Raw genomic sequence first — 15,912 nt, forward strand, 5'->3', positions numbered from 1 at the left:
ACCTCAGTTATTCAACATCGCACTGACCAATTCACGCAGCTCGTCGCTGTCAATCGGCTTGCCGATAAAACCCTGGCAATCCAGATCAAGCTGCTGTCCGGCAGCGATCACGCCGCTGACGATGATGACTTTCAGCGTCCGTGTCCGAGGATCGGCACGCAGCTCCCGCAGGATTTCTTCACCGTTCATTTCAGGAAGATTGAAATCAAGCAGCAACAGCTCCGGCGGCGCTTCCATTATACGCGCAAGCGCGTCCCGGCCGTTGGCGATGATTTCGATCTGAACCAGGTCTTCCAGCGCCTTCTTGACCAGGAACTGGGTGGCCGGATTGTCTTCCACGAATATCACCCGGCCCCTCCCCGTGACGACAGGGCCGGGAATGCCGGAATCTGCCGACACTTCCAACCCGGATGGCGTAGCGGACCCGTGGACGGGAAGCTCGATCCAGAAGCTGCTGCCGATTCCCGGATGGCTGCTCACGCCCATACGGCCGCCCATCAGGCCAGCGAACTCACGGCAGATGGACAGGCCGATGCCGGTACCCAGAATCGCGGTATTCTCGCGCCCGAGGCGCTGGAACGGCTGGAACAGCTGGCCCTGCAATTCGGCGCCGATACCCATGCCGGTGTCCTCGACGATGATGCGGACGTCCTTTCCGGCAATCTGGTAAGTCAGGGTGATCTGTCCGTCGGGGGAGTTGTATTTGATTGCATTCGAAATCAGATTCAGGATGATCTGACGCAGGCGACGCTCGTCCGCCACAACATAAAGCGCATCGTCAGGCAGATCGAGGTTCAGGGACAATCCGGCATGCTCGATCTCGAGCCGCACCAACTCGGTGCTGGCCAACATCACCTCGCGCAACCCGACCGGCTGCAGATCCAGAACGGGCTGCTCGGCCTGGGCACTTGACCATTCGAGGATGTCACCGATCACCTGGTTCAGGTGGTTGCTGGCACTGAGGATCTCATCGATGTATTCCGGTTCGTTGTCGCCGGAGCCCGGCGGGTGCTGCATGCGCATCAGCTGCGCAAATCCCTGGATGGCATTGAGCGGCGTGCGCAGCTCGTGTGTCATGCTCGAGATGAAACGCGACTTGGCCACGCTGGCGGCCTGCGCCTCGATGCTGGCCGCGCGCAGTTCCATTTCGGTATTCTTGAGTGCATCGATGTCGTGGTGGGTGCCGCCGACCAGAAGGGCTTTGCCCGTTACCGGGTCGCGCTCGAGCACGCGCCCGCGGCTGAGCAGCCAGTGGTAATTGCCGGCGGCATCGGCAAAGCGGTATTCGCTGTAATAGAAATCCTGCACGCCGTCGATCGCGAGTTGCTTGGCTTCCAGCACCGCCGGCAGATCCTCGGGGTGCCCATGCGCGCGGAACTCCTCCTCGCTGACCGTTTCACCGCTGAGCCCGAAGCGCTTGACCAGACGGCCACGTAGAGTCACGGTGTTGGCGCGCAGATCCTGCTCCCAGATGCTCTCCGTGGTCCCTTCCAGCACCAATTCAAGCCGTTGATGAGCCTGTTGCCGCTCGGCTTCACTCTTGCCGAGACGCTGGCCCATAGCCGACGCATGGCCAGCCATCGCATCGAGCTCACTGACTTCGGAATTGACTTTCGTTGGTTGCCATTGACCATTACCGATCCGATCCATCATCCCGGAAACACCGATGATGGGCTTTTCCAAGCGCGCACTAAGCGAGCGTGAGCGCAACCACATGTAAGTGAAGAACGCCAAATAGAAGAATGCCAAGCCGGCAATCAGCAGATAGCCGATCTGGGTGAACCGCTTCGCCAAGGCATTGGTCTGCTCGAAGATGTCCTCTTCTGCAACCACCGTCATCAGGCGCCAGCCGGTCTGTTCAATGGTGGTCCAGGCCACCAGATGCGGTTTACCGCCGAGACTCAATGCTTGGATGCCGGAAGGACTGCCTGTCATGGCATTCGCCAGCTTGCGGGTGTCCGCGCGCTTGCCGAGATTGAAATCGGATGGCTTGTACAGCTCCTGGCTGACAGCCTCGTTGTAAGTGAAGTCAGTCAGTTCCGTCAGTCCGAAATCCGATTCGCCCGCCTTGGGCAAGGCCATGATATTGAGTTCCGCGCTGACCAGCACCGCATACCCCTTCCACGGAACTTCAAGGCTGCTGATCTCGTTGAGAATGGTACCGACCGTAAGATCGATGCCGACCACGCCCTCGAGGAAGTCGGACCGGTATACAGGCGCGATTGCAGACATCATCCAACCCTGGCCGGCCGGATCGACATAGACATCGGTCCAGACCACTTCGCGCTTCGGATTGTGCTTGGCATCGGCCAGGTAATAGAAGTTGTATTCCGGAATCGCCAGGCTGTGATCGTACTGTTCCGGGGTCAGGAACCAGGGGTAGATGTAATTCAGGCTGTCCCAGGTGTTCAGGTAAATCGCCGCCACCAGTGGATTCTCTGCCTTGATCTGCCGCATCAGTCCGTCGACATGCTCGAGCTTGGCGAGTTTGGCCAGATCGTGGCTGTTGTTTTTCCAGTGGGCCGCGGAATAGAACACGGCTGGTCTGCCGTCGTCTTTCGGACTGTAGTGGACGCCGGTAGGGGTCAATGCCAGATTTTTGCTCAAGGGCGCGGCCTTGGGGTCACGCAGCGCGCTTCCGACCTCATTGGCATACATCCGCGTCAATGCACTGATGGAGGACAGCTGCTGATCGATGACGCGGGATTCCTGGCGTACAACCAAGCGTAGGTCATTGCGGGCAGTTTCGCGCAGGTAGTCGATTTGGGCAACGCGGATGGCACTGTTGCTCAGCAGATAAACGGCAATCAATACCGTTTCGACCAGCAACAAGGGAATCAGCGCGCTTTTCACAAAGGCGCGCCACATCCAAGTGCGCAGCTGCACCGTTTGGTTTTCTTTCATGGTTTCAATGCGTTATTATATTAATATAGGTCAAGCATACAGAGTCGGCAGACGGCTGCCAATGGCGGAAAAAGAAGCCAAGCAGTGCGTGGCTTAAAGTGTTATGGAATGAACACACCCGAGAGCGAGGGAGTAGAGAGAGGGCGCTCCAAAGCCTAGGTAAATCCATATTATTTTAATAAGTAGTCGATATGTATTAATATTATTAATAATGACTATGTTTTTTTATAATTAAATCAAGCAGATAGCTGATGCAAAGCTCCTATCTCCCTAATAAATAGAGACATACCCACCCAAGCCCTGCCAGGACCGCCCGCGCGTTCTGCCATCCCGTGAATTGAGCCGGGAGCGTCTTAAAATAATTGTAAAAACTTTGTGAATTCTCCATAGAAAGCCATGGCACGGCTGTCGGCGCCGGCAATCTGCGCAGCAATTTCGGCAGCCACAGGCCCAGGACGTACAATGAAGTTCTCCGCTTCGGCTGAAGAAAATTGCATGCCCGCACTGCCGCACTGCCCCAAATGCCAATCCATTTACACCTACGGGGACGGCGACAATTTCATCTGCCCGGAATGCGCCTATGAATGGCCGCAGATTGCCGCGGGAGAAGCCGCCGAAGACATCAAAGCCGTCAAGGACGCCGTGGGCAACATCCTGCAGGATGGCGACACCGTGACTGTCATCAAAGATCTCAAGGTCAAAGGGTCCTCGTCATCGGTGAAAGTCGGCACCAAGGTCAGGAACATCCGGCTGGTCGAGGGCGACCACGACATCGACTGCAAGATCGATGGTTTCGGCGCCATGCAGTTGAAGTCGGAGTTCGTCAAAAAGGCCTGACAGTGCCTTCTGACAATGCGCTATCATCGGATGCAACCCCTTGACCTCGGCACATTGCAATGCACGAACCATACGATCTGCTGATACGTCGCGCCATACTGTTTGATGGCACCGGATCGGTGCGGTATGTTGCCGATGTCGCGGTCCACGACGGGCGTATCGCCACCATCAGCGCCGACCCGCTACCGGTCGATTCCGCCAAGCGGGTCATCGAGGCCGACGGCCTGTGGCTGACCCCTGGCTTCATCGACATCCACACCCATTACGATGCGGAGCTCCTTCTCGCGCCCGGTCTTCAGGAATCGGTCCGGCATGGCGTAACCACCTGCATGGTCGGTAGTTGCTCGATTAGCATGATTTACTGCGATGCCGAGGACGCTTCGGACATCTTCACGCGGGTCGAATCGATTCCGCGCGAATTCGTTCTGCCGGCACTGCGCAGGATCAAGACTTGGAATGACGCGTCCGGCTATATCGCGCACCTGAAGAGCCTGCCCTTGGGCCCGAACATCGCCAGCTACATGGGCCATTCCGATCTGCGCACGGCGGTGATGGGACTGGCGCGCGCGGTCGATCCGAAAGAAAAGCCGACCGAAGCGGAAATGCAGGCCATGGAGCAGCACCTCAACGAGGGCATCGACCAGGGGCTGCTCGGCCTGTCCGGGATGACCAATCCCTGGGACAAAGTCGACGGCGACCGTTACCGCTCGGCGGCATTGCCGTCGGTATATGCGCATTGGCGCGAATACCGGCGCCTGCATAGGCTGCTGCGCCGGCGCGGTGCCATCTTGCAGTCGGCACCGAACCTCAACAATCCAGTCAATGCCGTGTTCTACCTGTTCACCTCGGCCAGCCTGGCGATGCGGCGCAGCCTGAAAACCACCCTGATTACCCTGATGGATGTGAAAGCCAGACCGGGTCTGGACAGAATCGTCAGCGCAGGCACCCGGTTCTTCAACCGCTGGCTGGGCGCCAATTTCCGTTGGCAGGCCCTGCCGCAGCCGTTCCAGGTGTACGCCGATGGCATCGATTTCATCATCTTCGAGGAGTTCCCGGCCGGCGAAGCCGCGCTGCACCTGAAGCGCGATTTCGACCGTAACAAGCTGTTCGCCGACCCGGACTACCGTGCCCGGTTCAAGGCCGAATACCAGCGCAAATGGGGCGGACGGGTCTGGCACCGGGATTTCGGCGACGCGCATGTCATCGCTTGCCCGGATGCGTCCTTGGTCGGCAAGACCGTCAAGCAGATCGCCGACGAGCGCGGCGAGCATGAGGTGAACACCTTCCTCGACCTGGTCATCGATTACGGCCGCAGCCTGCGCTGGTCGACACTGATTGCCAATCATAATCCGGCACGCGTCGCGGCCAATCTTAACAATGACTGCGCCATCATCGGCTTTTCCGATGCCGGCGCGCATCTGCGCAACATGGCTTTCTACAACTTCGGCATCTGCATGCTGCAGCTGGCGTCGCAGCAGCAGGCGATCATGACGCCCGAGAAGGCGGTCTGGCGGCTGACCGGCGAAATCGCCGACTGGTACGGCATCGATGCCGGAAAGCTTTTTCCGGGCGGGCGCGCCGACATGGTGCTGATTGATCCCGACGCGCTGCGGGCCGCCAAGGTCGGAGAATATGCCGAGGCACGCTTCGATGAGCTCGGCGGCCTATTGCGCGTGGTCAACCGCAACGACGGGGTGGTCAAAAACGTCATCATCAACGGAAACATCGCATTCGAAAACGACCAACCCGCCAGTGGGCTCGGTACGGCATCGGTTTTCGGGCGGTTCCTGCCCCGTATAGGGCGTACCGCACAGTGAAGCGCGTGCAATCGGGCTAGGCTGGAAGCACCATTCAAGGAGTTGCCCATGAAAAATATCCTGTTAATAGCGCTTATGACCCTGGCCGGATGCACCGGCAAGCCCGATAACATCAAGCCGGTTGAAAACTTCCAGGCTGAAAAATACCTCGGCACCTGGTATGAAATCGCCCGTATCGATCATCGCTTCGAAATAGGCCTGACGCGTGTCACCGCCGAATATGGCAAACGCGAGGGCGGCGGCATCACCGTCGTCAATCGCGGCTTTGAGGCGGAATCCGGGAAATGGAAGGAATCGGCCGGCAAGGCGTTTTTCGTTGATGGCGAAGACAAAGGCCATCTGAAAGTCTCCTTCTTCGGCCCGTTCTACGGGGCCTACATCGTGTTCGAACTGGACCAGCCGGGTTATCAGTACGCACTGGTGAGCGGCCCGGACACCTCCTATTTCTGGCTGCTTTCACGCACGCCGACGATGGATGCAACACTGCGCGAGCAGTTGATTGACAAGGCCGTAGCCAAAGGCTTCCGCCGCGAAGACATTCTGCTGGTCGATCAAACCGCAACGCCCTGATTGTGCATGCATCCACTACTGACTCTGCCGCTGGCACCGTTACTGCTGCTTCAAGGTCTTTATGTCCGTAAAGTCACGCCACGCCTGCCGGAACCCCCGGGGGCGCGAAGCGGCGAAATCGGCCAAGGACGGAATCTTCGGCTGCTGATTCTGGGTGACTCGGCTGCGGCCGGGGTCGGTGCCGAAACCCAAACGCAGGCCTTGTCCGGCCAATTGATCCAGAAGCTGTCCGGCAGCTACCGGATCTCCTGGCAGCTCTGGGCCGCCAATGGGCGCAACAGTGCGCAGAGTCTGCAGATTCTGGAACAGGCTCCGGCCGAATCATTCGATGCGGTACTGATTTCACTCGGGGTCAATGATGTGACCGGCGGCATATCGCTGGACACCTGGCGCAATCAGCAGCTGCAATTGGCCGAGACCTTGCGCGAAAAATTCAGAGCACAACGCATCTTATTCACCGCACTGCCGCCGATGCATCACTTTCCGGCGCTGCCGCAGCCGCTGCGCTGGGTGCTGGGAGCACGCGCCAAAAAATTCAATCAGACGCTGTGCGCCTTCGTCGCAACGCGTAGCGATTGCCGTGTGCTGCATTTCGATGCACCGATGCAGCCGGACTTCATGGCCGCGGATGGTTTCCACCCCAGTTCCGTCACTTACGGACTGTGGGCCGAACAGGCGGCCAGATCCATCACTGCGGTGGATTGAATCCGGAAAAACGCTGCACGACCCCCTTGAATCCAAACGTTGCCAAGTGCGCCGGCGTGCCTGCCACACTCTGACACGCGAATCCAGCCGTGGCCATCTGTTTGCGGAAGCGGACATGAAGTCGCCGTTTGGGATCGACGATGATGATGCGGGTCGCGGCGTCACTATGCCGCATCAAAAAAGCGGTCAGCAAATCCGGATGATCGGGCTCATAGAGCAGATCGCTGCCGATAATCAGGTTGAACACACCCAGATCGGGATCCGGCACGCGCCAATCCAGGCGCTGAAAGGGTGTATCCGTCAAGGCGTTTCGACGGCTGTTATCGTGTAGAAAAACTTCCGCACGCGGATGATAATCGGTCGCCAGAATATCGCCACCGCGGGCATTGGCCACCAGACTGGCCATGCCCAGACCGCAACCGAGTTCAAGGATTCTGCCGGGCCCGAGTACTTCCCGGCTGATCAGATCGGCCAGCAGAAGACCCGAGGGCCAAAGCATGCCGAAAAACGGCCAGCTCGCCGATGAAATGCCGAGCGCCTCGGTGACGCCGTCCGGATCGTCGAATTGATTGCCGTCAATCAGACGCCGGATGCGGTAGGCAACGCCATCGAAGTGGTGGGTATCGACGCAGGTCTGCAGTGGCGGGGCCATGGCGTGCTCGGATTCAAATCGTGAGTGATATGAATCCCGGGCAAGTCAGAACCGGCGTGCGACCCAGATGGGTCACGGGCGGGAACGGAGCTGGACAAATCCATGCGAACCCCCACCCTACGCCTTTGCCGGCGCAAACACCAGCGGATCAGTAGGCGAACTGTTTGAAGATCTGGTCGATATCGCCGCCCCAGACGCCGTGATACAGCGCCAGCTTGCGTTCGGCCGGCGTTTCGTTCGCCAGCGCGATTTCCATCAGCGGATGCAGGAACAGCGCCTCATCATCGCCGTGCCGGTTGAGACGGCGCCGGTTCTTCAGACCCAGCGCGGAAATCTTGAGCGCTTCGATGGCCAATTCGCGCAGACTGCTGTTTCGGAACGGCAGCTTCAAGCCCTGTTTCGGCACGCCATCGCGCAGCTGGTTGCGTTCGGTCATGCTGAAATCCTTGACCAGATCCCAAGCCGCATCCAAGGCTTCGGTGTCGTAAAGTAGACCGACCCAGAATGCCGGCAGGGCGCACAGGCGCCGCCACGGACCGCCATCGGCACCGCGCATTTCCAGATACTTCTTCAAACGCACTTCAGGAAAGGCGGTGGTCATGTGATCGGACCAGTCGGCCAAGGTCGGCAATTCGCCCGGCAACGGCGCCAGTTTTCCGTTGAGGAAATCACGGAAGCTGTGGCCGGCGCAATCAATGTATTTTTTGTCGCGGTAGGCGAAATACATCGGCACGTCGAGCAGGTAATCGACATAGCGCTCGAAACCGAAACCGTCCTCGAACACGAAATCGAGCATGCCGGTGCGGTCCGGATCGGTGTCGGTCCAGATGTGCGAGCGGTAGCTCAGATAGCCGTTGGGCTTGCCTTCGGTGAACGGCGAATCGGCGAACAGCGCGGTGGCAACCGGCTGCAACGCCAAAGACACACGGAATTTCTTGACCATGTCGGCTTCGTTTTCGAAATCGAGATTGGTCTGCACCGTGCAGGTGCGGGTCATCATGTCCAGACCGAGCGTGCCCACTTTCGGCATGTACTCGCGCATGATCTTGTAGCGGCCTTTCGGCATCCAGGGCATGTCGCTGCGCGCCCACTTGGGCTGGAAGCCCATGCCCAGAAAGCCGATACCGAGCTCGTCGCCGACCGCTTTGACTTCGGCCAGATGCTGATTGGTTTCCTTGCAGGTCTGGTGGATGTTTTCCAGCTGCGCTCCGGACAGCTCGAATTGTCCGGCCGGTTCCAAAGTGATCGATGCATCGTCGCGCAATAGAGCGATGATGTTGCCGCCTTCTTCAACCGGCTGCCAACCGAAGCGGGTCAATCCTTTCAGCAGGGCGCCGATGCCCTGCTCGCCCTCGTAGGCCGGCGGACGCAAGTCATCGAGGCGGAAGCCGAATTTTTCATGCTCGGTGCCGATCCGCCAGTCCTGCGGAGCACGGGCACCGGAAGCGTGGAAAGCAACCAGCTGGTCTTTACCGGTAATCAGGGGGGAGTCCGAATCAGCCATGCGCCTGCCCTTCGGCAATGGGTGCCGCCATCAGCCAGCCCGTGACCACCTCGCGCGCTTCGTCCAGACCCAATTTGGCGGAACCGGAAAACAGCTGGACGCTGGCGCGTCCGGCCAGCTCCTTCTTGACCAGGGCCAAGGTGCGTGCCTGCTCGCTGCGGCCCAGTTTGTCGGCCTTGGTCAACAGGCAATGCACGGAAATATTGCGCTTGAAGGCGTAGTCGAGCATCTGCAGGTCGTAATCCCGCATGGGGTGCCGCACGTCCATCACCAGCACCAGGCCGACCAAGGGCTCGCGGATCTGGAAATAGCGGGTGATGAACGCCTGCCAGTGGTCGCGCACGGCAATCGGCACTTTGGCATAGCCATATCCGGGCAGGTCGACCAGATAGCGGTTCTCGGTGATGCGGAAATACACCAGATGCTGGGTACGGCCCGGCGTCTTGGAGGTCCGGGCCAGGCAGTTCTGATTGCACAAGGCGTTCAGCGCGGTCGATTTTCCGGCATTGGAGCGGCCCGCAAATGCGACTTCGGCCAGACTGTCTTTCGGCAGCTGGGCGAGGGCATTGGCCGAGAGCACGAATTCGGCTTGGGCAAGAGGATTGGCCATGGGGACCGCTTCGGGGGGAATTGGCCTATTCTACCCTTTGTTTCTCCGGCAAAGCGCCGTTACGGATTGACCGAACCCCGTAAACACTGGGATAATTGGCGCTTGACGGGTTTGCCCGACGCTTAATCCACCTTATTCGCTTTTCGGAGTCTCAATGAAGCTCTCCCACATCCTCGTCCTGAGCACCGCTTTGGTATTCACTGGCGCCATTGCCCAGCAGGCTGTTGCTCCGGCAAATCCCGAGGTCGCTCCGGCCGATGCCACGGCAGCTGCCATGCCGGCACCCGTCCTAGCCGTGGACACCGGTCCGGTCAAACCCGGCGATCCGAAGGCAGGCCAGACCAAGGCCGGCGCCTGTGCCGCCTGCCACGGTGTGGACGGCAATGCCGCCGCCGCGCTGTACCCGAAACTTGCAGGCCAGCATGAGCAGTACATCTGGCGCCAGCTCAAAATGTACAAATCCGGCGAACGTAACAACGCCATCATGCTCGGCATGGCCGCAGTTTTGACGGAACAGGACATGCGCGATGTCGGTGCCTACTTCGGCCAACAGAAAGTCATCGCCGGCCTGGCCGACGAGACCGTGATCGCCCAAGGCCCCAATGCCGGCAAGAAGTTCTATCAGGTCGGTGAGAAGATCTACCGTTCCGGCAATGCCGCCAATGGCGTCCCGTCCTGCATGGCCTGCCACGGCCCGGCCGGCGCCGGCATGCCTGGCCCGACCTACCCTGCACTCGGCGGCCAGCATGCCGATTACACCAGCCTGCGTCTGAACGAATTCCGTGCCGGCACGGTGTGGGGCAAAGACAAGAATGCCAACGTCATCATGTCGCAGGCCGCAAAAGGCCTGAGCGATGAGGAAATCCAAGGCTTGGCCACGTATCTGCAGGGTCTGCACAAGGCCGGCAAATCCGCTGCGAAGTAATTCCCGACAGCATCCGTTCAGCAAGCCGATAGCATCCTGATGTTATCGGCTTTGTTTTCCCTAAGGAGTATTTATGATCCGTCGTCTTGTGTTCAGTCTGCTGTTGCTCGCCCCGCTTGCCGTTGGTGCCCAATTGAAAGCCGGCGTCCCGGTTGCCGGCAAGGATTATGTTGTGCTGAGCCCGGCACAGCCCACCTGGGGCACCGGTGGCATTGAGGTGGCCGAAGTGTTCGGCTACACCTGCATCCACTGCGCCCAGTTCCAACCCCTGATCAATAACTGGAAAAAAACATTGCCGGCTGATGTCAAACTGCGTTACGTTCCGGCCGCCTTCGGCGGTATCTGGGATAACGGTGCCCGCGCATTTTTCGCCGCGGAAGCCCTGAAAGTCCAAGAACGCACCCACGACGCCGTGTTCAAGGCGGTGTTCATCGAAAAGAAAGTAACGACCGCCAGTGTTGAAGAATTCGCCGATGTCTATGCCGGTCTGGGCGTCGACCGCGCGAAAATCCTGAGCGTGATGAAAGGCACCACCGTGTCCGGAAAGGTCAACCGTGCCCGCCAGTTCGCCCAGCGCGCCGGCGTCAACAGCACGCCGACCATCATCGTCAACGGCAAATACCGCATCACAGCGAAATCGCATGAAGAGTCCTTGAAAGTGGCCGAATATCTGGTTGCCAAGGAGCGTGCCGCGCTTCCTGCCGCTGCGAAAAAATAAATCCTGGCCCCGCTCCGGCGGGGCATCGCATGACGGACCGTCGGCTCAAACTCCTCAGCAGCAACATCCAGGCCGGATCCACCACCCGGGCATATAGCGAGTATGTAACGCGTTCGTGGTCGCATGTTTTGCCAAACGGCAAACGCGGCAATCTCGATGAACTGGCCCAGACCTATGCGCCGTTCGATGTGGTCGGCCTGCAGGAATGTGATCCGGGCAGTATGCGCTCCGGCTTTTCCAACCAATCCGATTATCTGGCGGAAAAAGCCGGTTTTCCCTTCAGCTCGCACCAGGCCACCCGCCGCATCAGTCGTTTTGCCGGCTCCGGCAACGCACTGCTGTCGCGGCTGAAGCCGTCCAAGATTGACCATTTTGTATTGCCCAGCCGCATTCCCGGCCGGGGCGTGCTGTTGGCGGAATTCGCCAATGAAGGCCTGCCTTGGCACATCGCCGTCACCCACCTGTCGCTCAGTGCCAGCGCACGGCGCGTGCAGATTGCCTATCTTGCGGAGCTGCTTTCGGACCGGCCGCGGCTGGTGCTGATGGGCGATTTCAACTGCGACCTGCTGGCACCGGAAATGAGCCGGCTGTTCCAGTTCACCAGTCTGGCGCCACCGCAGATCAGCCTTCCTACGTTTCCGAGCTGGGCCGCGAAGCGGCCAATCGATCATATTCTGGTCGGCGGCATGAACAGCAGCCAATATCAGACCCACATCGCCGCAGGCTCAGATCATCTGGCCATCGCACTGGATCTTGAATTACCCGCGATCAGTCCAGAGAATAACCCATGGCTGCAATCGCAGGCGTCAGACGCGCCATAACCTCTGGATCGAAATACGGTCGGTAATGCCGCCAGCGCCCGATGGCGCGGCTGTTCAGCGGCTCCAGAACCTGGGCATAACTCGGCGTGCTGATGATGCCTTTGCGGCGCGCATGCTCGGCGCTGTCCAGCCAGCTCTCATTCCATGGCATGTCGAGAAACATGGCTAAGCGCTGGGTTTCAGCCATCGGATCGGCAATCAAATCTTCGTAACAGGTGGTCAAAATGGCGACCTTGAAATCAGGCTGCAGACGTTGCCAGAAATCCGCCATCGCGACATAGAGTTCGGCGATGCGGTCGATGCTGCTATAAAGGTTTCCGGTAGAGCGCAGGTTCTGCATGTAACAGCTCAGGACGACATCCAAAGGATGGCGTAGCGCCAGAATGATGTTTGACTGCGGGAAAATCGTCTGGATGAACGGCAGGTATACCCAATTCAAAGGGTTCTTATCGACCACGCGCTGTCCTTCCAACTCCAGGTCTGCTTCAACCTGCTCGAAATAAAAAGTGCGCAATACGGCGATCTGCTGCGTATCCAGACGGTCCAGATCCTCCGGATAGCGCAACCCGAGCGCATTGAACTCCAGCAATGTTTTGACCAGATAAGGCTTTTCATCGAAGGATTTCAGGCCCGGCCGGGAATCCAGAATCTGTTCCAACAGGGTCGTACCCGAACGCGGGAATCCGACCACAAACACCGGGTCGGTGCGGCCATCCGGAATGCATGGCGGACCTTCAAAGACCGGTACCGCTGTCTGCAGAATCCTGAAAAAACCGGTTCGGGCTTCCAAGATGGCCGGCCCCTCATATGTGGGCGCTTGCAAGGCATGCGCTTCCACCAGCACGTTCCAAGCCTCTCCGAAGCGATGATTCCGGTCCAGACTCAGGGCATAATCAAATCCAACCTGGGCCTTCCAACGGGTCTCCGCATCCGGCAGCGTCCAGGCAGAATCCATGAGCGTGCAGGCCTGATCAAACTCACCATCGCGATAAGCCTGCTTGCCACGCAGATGATTCACCGCCACCTGCTGAAATGGCACGCGAACCAGACGCGCTGCATGGGTCAAGGCGGCTGCCAGACCGGCGAGATCGTTGGCGCGTTCGCTGGCAAGCGCCAGTCCAATCCAGGCATCGAAGGATTCCGGAAGGCGTGAGGTCAGAAGCCGGTATTGCGACAGCGCGGCTTCGAACCGTCCGATACGCATTAGCAAGGAGGCGACCTGAAGCGCGCGCGTAGGGTCAGTAATCGTTTCGATTAGTTTTTCGAGATCCTCGGCGGCCTGTTCACGGTAATCCAGCGCAGCCGCGATGTCCGCTCGCAACAGACGGTAATCGGTATCTTCGGGATCGGCATGGACGGCGGCGGCGGCTTCTTGCAAAGCCTCATCCTTACGCCCCAAACCGCTCAAGGCACGCGCCGCACAAAAGCCCATGAAGGCATCGCCGGAAGAATTTTGCCGCGCCTGCTGCAATGCAGCCAATGCCTCCTGAAAGCGCGACGCATCGCAAAGGGCGCTGGCCAGATTGGACCAGGATGCCGGACTGCCCTCAGCCGTAGCTGCGCGCTCGAACCATTCGACCGCCTCATCGACTGAACCATTGCGGTGGCAGATCAAGGCCATCTCCGTCAACAGCGCAGGCTGTTCCGGGTGAACCATCAATGCCGCAGCAAGGACCTGTCCGGCCAAAAACGGATTGCCGATGGCATGGGCGTGTCGCGCCGCCTTGAGATACTGTTCCACCGTCGTCATCGCCATTCCATCATCGAGCCAGCCGTCATTCTAACAACTGTAGTGGATCAGGACTTCCACATCAGCGACAGCGCCATGAGCAGAAGGAATGTTGCAAACAGACGCTTGAGAACCGGCGCCGGTAATTGATGGGCCCAGCGCGCACCGAGCGGGGCGCACAGCACCGAGGTCAATGCAACGCCCAGGGCTGCCGGCAGATAAACATAACCGACGCTGTATTCCGGCATCGGATGCGGATTGTGCAACTGGCTGTAGGTCAGGGCTGCCGCCAGGGCAATGAACACGCCGCACACCGCCGACGTGGCCACGGCCTTCACCGCCTCGACACCCCGCCAAATCAGCGCAGGCACCGTCATGCTGCCGCCGCCGATGCCGACGACGGCGGAAACTGCCCCGATCACAACGCCGGCAAAGCCCCATCGCAAGCCGACCGGAGCCTTCGAGCCGGCAGCACCGGCTCGGGGCCAGTTGGCAAGCAACTGCAGCGCGACCAACACGCAATAGCCCGCCACGACCCAGCGCAGGCCCGGGCCGGCCCACTGCACCACGCCGAAGCCGGCAACAACCGCCCCCAGCAACATGCCGGGCACCAACCACAGCACGGTCGGCCACAGCACGGCATCCCGGCGGTGATGCGCATAGGCCGAGGACAGGCCGGTCAGCACGATACTGGCCAGCGAACTGGCCAGGGCAACCGGCACCACAATGGCCTCCGGAACGCCTTGTGCGGGCAGCAGCAGAATGAGCGCACCCACCAGCAGCAGACCGCCGCCGATGCCGAGCAAGCCCGATAGCAGGCCGGCGGCGATGCCCAACACTGGATATATCCACCAAGCCGCCATATGCTTATCCTTTGACGCCGTCGTAAATCGGAATTCCGCGATGCACCGGAAGCAGCTCGCTCTCTTGGCCATTATAATCGCCGCCGCCCTACCCGCCGCAGCGGCCACCGCACCGCCGCAGGAAGCCGAACTCCGGAGCGCTTTCCTGTCCGCCAAGTCGGGAGCGCTGACCGAAACCCAGCGGCAGAATCTGCGCCGCAACCCCTTGCTGCCCTGGTTGGAAGCAATCCAGTTCAAGCAGGACATGAACGCCAATAGCGCGCCGCTGGCGCTGATCGGCAGCAATCCGGAAGATCCGGCCAATGTCTGGCTGATCGGCCAATGGCGCAGTGAGTTGGTCCGCCGCCAGGACTGGCCGGCGTCTGCACAATGGCAGACTCAGTATCCGGATAGCAGTACCGGCAACCGTTGTGCCAGCCTGCTGGCGGTTGAGCCCGCGAAGCGGGATGCCCCATGGCAGCAAAGCGCACTTGCCGTATGGCGCACGGAAAGCAAATCGCCTGCGCACTGCGCGCTGGTCTTCGATCATCTGCGCGTCAGTGGCGCACTGGATAGTGCTGCGGCCTGGCAGCGATTCGACCAGCTGTTGGCTGATGATGCCGAAGCGCGGCTTGCGGAAGTCATTGCGGTCATGCCGGCCAGCGACGCCGGTTTGGCCTCCCGCTACCGGGACATTCTGAACGATCCAACAGCGGACACTGCCGGCCTGCCACGCGATGGCCGCAGTGCACGCGTTCTGACGAAAAGTTACAGCGCCCAGGCCCGCAAAAATCCCGCACAGGCTTCGGCATTGCTCGATGCCAATGCCGGTACCTATGCATTGACGCCGGAGCAGGTGCAGACCGTCCGGCATGAGATCGCCCTGTGGTCGCTGGTGAATTATCTTCCGGAGGCCGAATCGCGCTATCAGGCCCTGCCCGAGCCGGCCCGCAGCGCCAATCTGCGGGAATGGTACATGCGCTACCAGTTCAGCGTGAATGATGACGCCCGAACGTTGAATGCATTCTCGCAATTGCTTCCGGCCCAGCAGCAGGAAGTCCGGTGGCAGTATTTCAAGGGACGCGTGCTTGAACGGCAAGGGCGTCGCAGCGAGGCCTTGCCGCTTTATGCCGCGGCCGCCAAATCCGCCAATTTCCACGGCTGGCTGGCCGCCGATCGGCTGGGTGCCGACTACACGTTCTGCCCGCTCGAGCAGCGCATGCCGGCCAAGGATCGGGCGGCGCTGCACGCCGGCCATCCCGGTCTGGAGCGTTCGCT

Annotated in this window: 13 protein-coding genes and 1 pseudogene; 8 read left to right on the forward strand and 6 right to left on the reverse strand. The window is 59.8% G+C overall.

Annotated elements, in window-relative coordinates:
* Window positions 1–3 precede the first annotated feature (3 nt).
* Window positions 4–2,904 (reverse strand): ATP-binding protein, encoded by a 2,901-nt coding sequence (locus ACIQ1A_RS04970; protein ID WP_395769966.1) that lies wholly within the window; start codon window positions 2,902–2,904, stop codon window positions 4–6.
* 495 nt (window positions 2,905–3,399) lie between these two features.
* Between ACIQ1A_RS04970 and ACIQ1A_RS04975 the strand changes: the two genes are divergently transcribed.
* From ACIQ1A_RS04975 to ACIQ1A_RS04990, 4 genes are read left to right on the forward strand one after another with little or no spacing between them, the layout of a single operon-like run.
* Entirely contained in the window at window positions 3,400–3,741 is a 342-nt protein-coding gene (locus tag ACIQ1A_RS04975) for a zinc ribbon domain-containing protein YjdM (protein WP_395769967.1), read from the forward strand.
* A gap of 59 nt (window positions 3,742–3,800) precedes the next feature.
* Window positions 3,801–5,558 carry an amidohydrolase family protein gene (locus ACIQ1A_RS04980; protein ID WP_395769968.1) on the forward strand — a complete coding sequence of 586 codons (1,758 nt, stop codon included), beginning with the start codon at window positions 3,801–3,803 and terminating at the stop codon, window positions 5,556–5,558.
* Window positions 5,559–5,606: 48 nt separating this feature from the next.
* Window positions 5,607–6,128, forward strand: coding sequence for a lipocalin family protein (locus ACIQ1A_RS04985; RefSeq protein WP_395769969.1), 522 nt, complete (start codon window positions 5,607–5,609; stop codon window positions 6,126–6,128).
* A 6-nt stretch (window positions 6,129–6,134) separates the two neighbouring features.
* Window positions 6,135–6,833 (forward strand): SGNH/GDSL hydrolase family protein, encoded by a 699-nt coding sequence (locus tag ACIQ1A_RS04990; protein WP_395769970.1) that lies wholly within the window; start codon window positions 6,135–6,137, stop codon window positions 6,831–6,833.
* Here ACIQ1A_RS04990 and ACIQ1A_RS04995 read toward each other — a convergent pair.
* The 3 genes from ACIQ1A_RS04995 to yihA form a co-directional block, all read right to left on the reverse strand.
* Window positions 6,817–7,485 (reverse strand): class I SAM-dependent methyltransferase, encoded by a 669-nt coding sequence (locus tag ACIQ1A_RS04995; RefSeq protein ID WP_395769971.1) that lies wholly within the window; start codon window positions 7,483–7,485, stop codon window positions 6,817–6,819. The two genes, ACIQ1A_RS04990 and ACIQ1A_RS04995, sit on opposite strands and share 17 nt — an antisense overlap.
* Before the next feature lie 148 nt (window positions 7,486–7,633).
* The gene (locus tag ACIQ1A_RS05000; RefSeq protein WP_395769972.1) at window positions 7,634–8,989 is read right to left on the reverse strand and encodes a glutamate--cysteine ligase; all 1,356 of its coding nucleotides are present in this window, start codon (window positions 8,987–8,989) and stop codon (window positions 7,634–7,636) included.
* Window positions 8,982–9,599: a ribosome biogenesis GTP-binding protein YihA/YsxC gene (gene yihA / locus ACIQ1A_RS05005; RefSeq protein WP_395769973.1), complete on the reverse strand. Its 618-nt coding sequence runs from the start codon at window positions 9,597–9,599 to the stop codon at window positions 8,982–8,984. The genes ACIQ1A_RS05000 and yihA overlap by 8 nt, the downstream gene beginning before the upstream one ends.
* Window positions 9,600–9,753: 154 nt before the next feature.
* On the opposite strand from yihA, the gene ACIQ1A_RS05010 reads away from it, so the two are divergent.
* From ACIQ1A_RS05010 to ACIQ1A_RS05020, 3 genes are all read left to right on the forward strand, one after another.
* Entirely contained in the window at window positions 9,754–10,524 is a 771-nt protein-coding gene (locus ACIQ1A_RS05010) for a c-type cytochrome (RefSeq protein ID WP_395769974.1), read from the forward strand.
* A 73-nt stretch (window positions 10,525–10,597) separates the two neighbouring features.
* Complete coding sequence (locus tag ACIQ1A_RS05015) at window positions 10,598–11,242, forward strand: thiol:disulfide interchange protein DsbA/DsbL (protein WP_395769975.1); 645 nt, start codon at window positions 10,598–10,600, stop codon at window positions 11,240–11,242.
* A gap of 29 nt (window positions 11,243–11,271) precedes the next feature.
* Window positions 11,272–12,063, forward strand: coding sequence for an endonuclease/exonuclease/phosphatase family protein (locus ACIQ1A_RS05020; protein WP_395769976.1), 792 nt, complete (start codon window positions 11,272–11,274; stop codon window positions 12,061–12,063).
* Here the strand turns inward: ACIQ1A_RS05020 and ACIQ1A_RS05025 are convergent.
* Both ACIQ1A_RS05025 and ACIQ1A_RS05030 read right to left on the reverse strand, forming a co-directional pair.
* Window positions 12,011–13,813 carry a tetratricopeptide repeat-containing sulfotransferase family protein gene (locus ACIQ1A_RS05025; protein ID WP_395769977.1) on the reverse strand — a complete coding sequence of 601 codons (1,803 nt, stop codon included), beginning with the start codon at window positions 13,811–13,813 and terminating at the stop codon, window positions 12,011–12,013. The genes ACIQ1A_RS05020 and ACIQ1A_RS05025 overlap by 53 nt on opposite strands.
* A gap of 47 nt (window positions 13,814–13,860) precedes the next feature.
* Window positions 13,861–14,655, reverse strand: a complete 795-nt coding sequence (locus ACIQ1A_RS05030; protein ID WP_395769978.1) for a sulfite exporter TauE/SafE family protein — start codon at window positions 14,653–14,655, stop codon at window positions 13,861–13,863.
* Window positions 14,656–14,695: 40 nt separating this feature from the next.
* Between ACIQ1A_RS05030 and ACIQ1A_RS05035 the strand changes: the two are divergent.
* Window positions 14,696–15,912 (forward strand): annotated as a pseudogene (locus tag ACIQ1A_RS05035) (hypothetical protein); the annotation flags it as partial.

Origin of the sequence: Arenimonas sp., assembly GCF_044353605.1 — a bacterium.
In the GTDB taxonomy this organism is placed as follows: domain Bacteria; phylum Pseudomonadota; class Gammaproteobacteria; order Xanthomonadales; family Xanthomonadaceae; genus Arenimonas.

Bases quoted from the DNA above. Each gene is read 5' to 3' on its own strand.
- ACIQ1A_RS04970 (WP_395769966.1), bottom strand. From the start codon at position 2,904: ATGAAAGAAAACCAAACGGTGCAGCTGCGCACTTGGATGTGGCGCGCC.
- ACIQ1A_RS04975 (WP_395769967.1), top strand. From the start codon at position 3,400: ATGCCCGCACTGCCGCACTGCCCCAAATGCCAATCCATTTACACCTAC.
- ACIQ1A_RS04980 (WP_395769968.1), top strand. From the start codon at position 3,801: ATGCACGAACCATACGATCTGCTGATACGTCGCGCCATACTGTTTGAT.
- ACIQ1A_RS04985 (WP_395769969.1), top strand. From the start codon at position 5,607: ATGAAAAATATCCTGTTAATAGCGCTTATGACCCTGGCCGGATGCACC.
- ACIQ1A_RS04990 (WP_395769970.1), top strand. From the start codon at position 6,135: ATGCATCCACTACTGACTCTGCCGCTGGCACCGTTACTGCTGCTTCAA.
- ACIQ1A_RS04995 (WP_395769971.1), bottom strand. From the start codon at position 7,485: ATGGCCCCGCCACTGCAGACCTGCGTCGATACCCACCACTTCGATGGC.
- ACIQ1A_RS05000 (WP_395769972.1), bottom strand. From the start codon at position 8,989: ATGGCTGATTCGGACTCCCCCCTGATTACCGGTAAAGACCAGCTGGTT.
- yihA (WP_395769973.1), bottom strand. From the start codon at position 9,599: ATGGCCAATCCTCTTGCCCAAGCCGAATTCGTGCTCTCGGCCAATGCC.
- ACIQ1A_RS05010 (WP_395769974.1), top strand. From the start codon at position 9,754: ATGAAGCTCTCCCACATCCTCGTCCTGAGCACCGCTTTGGTATTCACT.
- ACIQ1A_RS05015 (WP_395769975.1), top strand. From the start codon at position 10,598: ATGATCCGTCGTCTTGTGTTCAGTCTGCTGTTGCTCGCCCCGCTTGCC.
- ACIQ1A_RS05020 (WP_395769976.1), top strand. From the start codon at position 11,272: ATGACGGACCGTCGGCTCAAACTCCTCAGCAGCAACATCCAGGCCGGA.
- ACIQ1A_RS05025 (WP_395769977.1), bottom strand. From the start codon at position 13,813: ATGACGACGGTGGAACAGTATCTCAAGGCGGCGCGACACGCCCATGCC.
- ACIQ1A_RS05030 (WP_395769978.1), bottom strand. From the start codon at position 14,655: ATGGCGGCTTGGTGGATATATCCAGTGTTGGGCATCGCCGCCGGCCTG.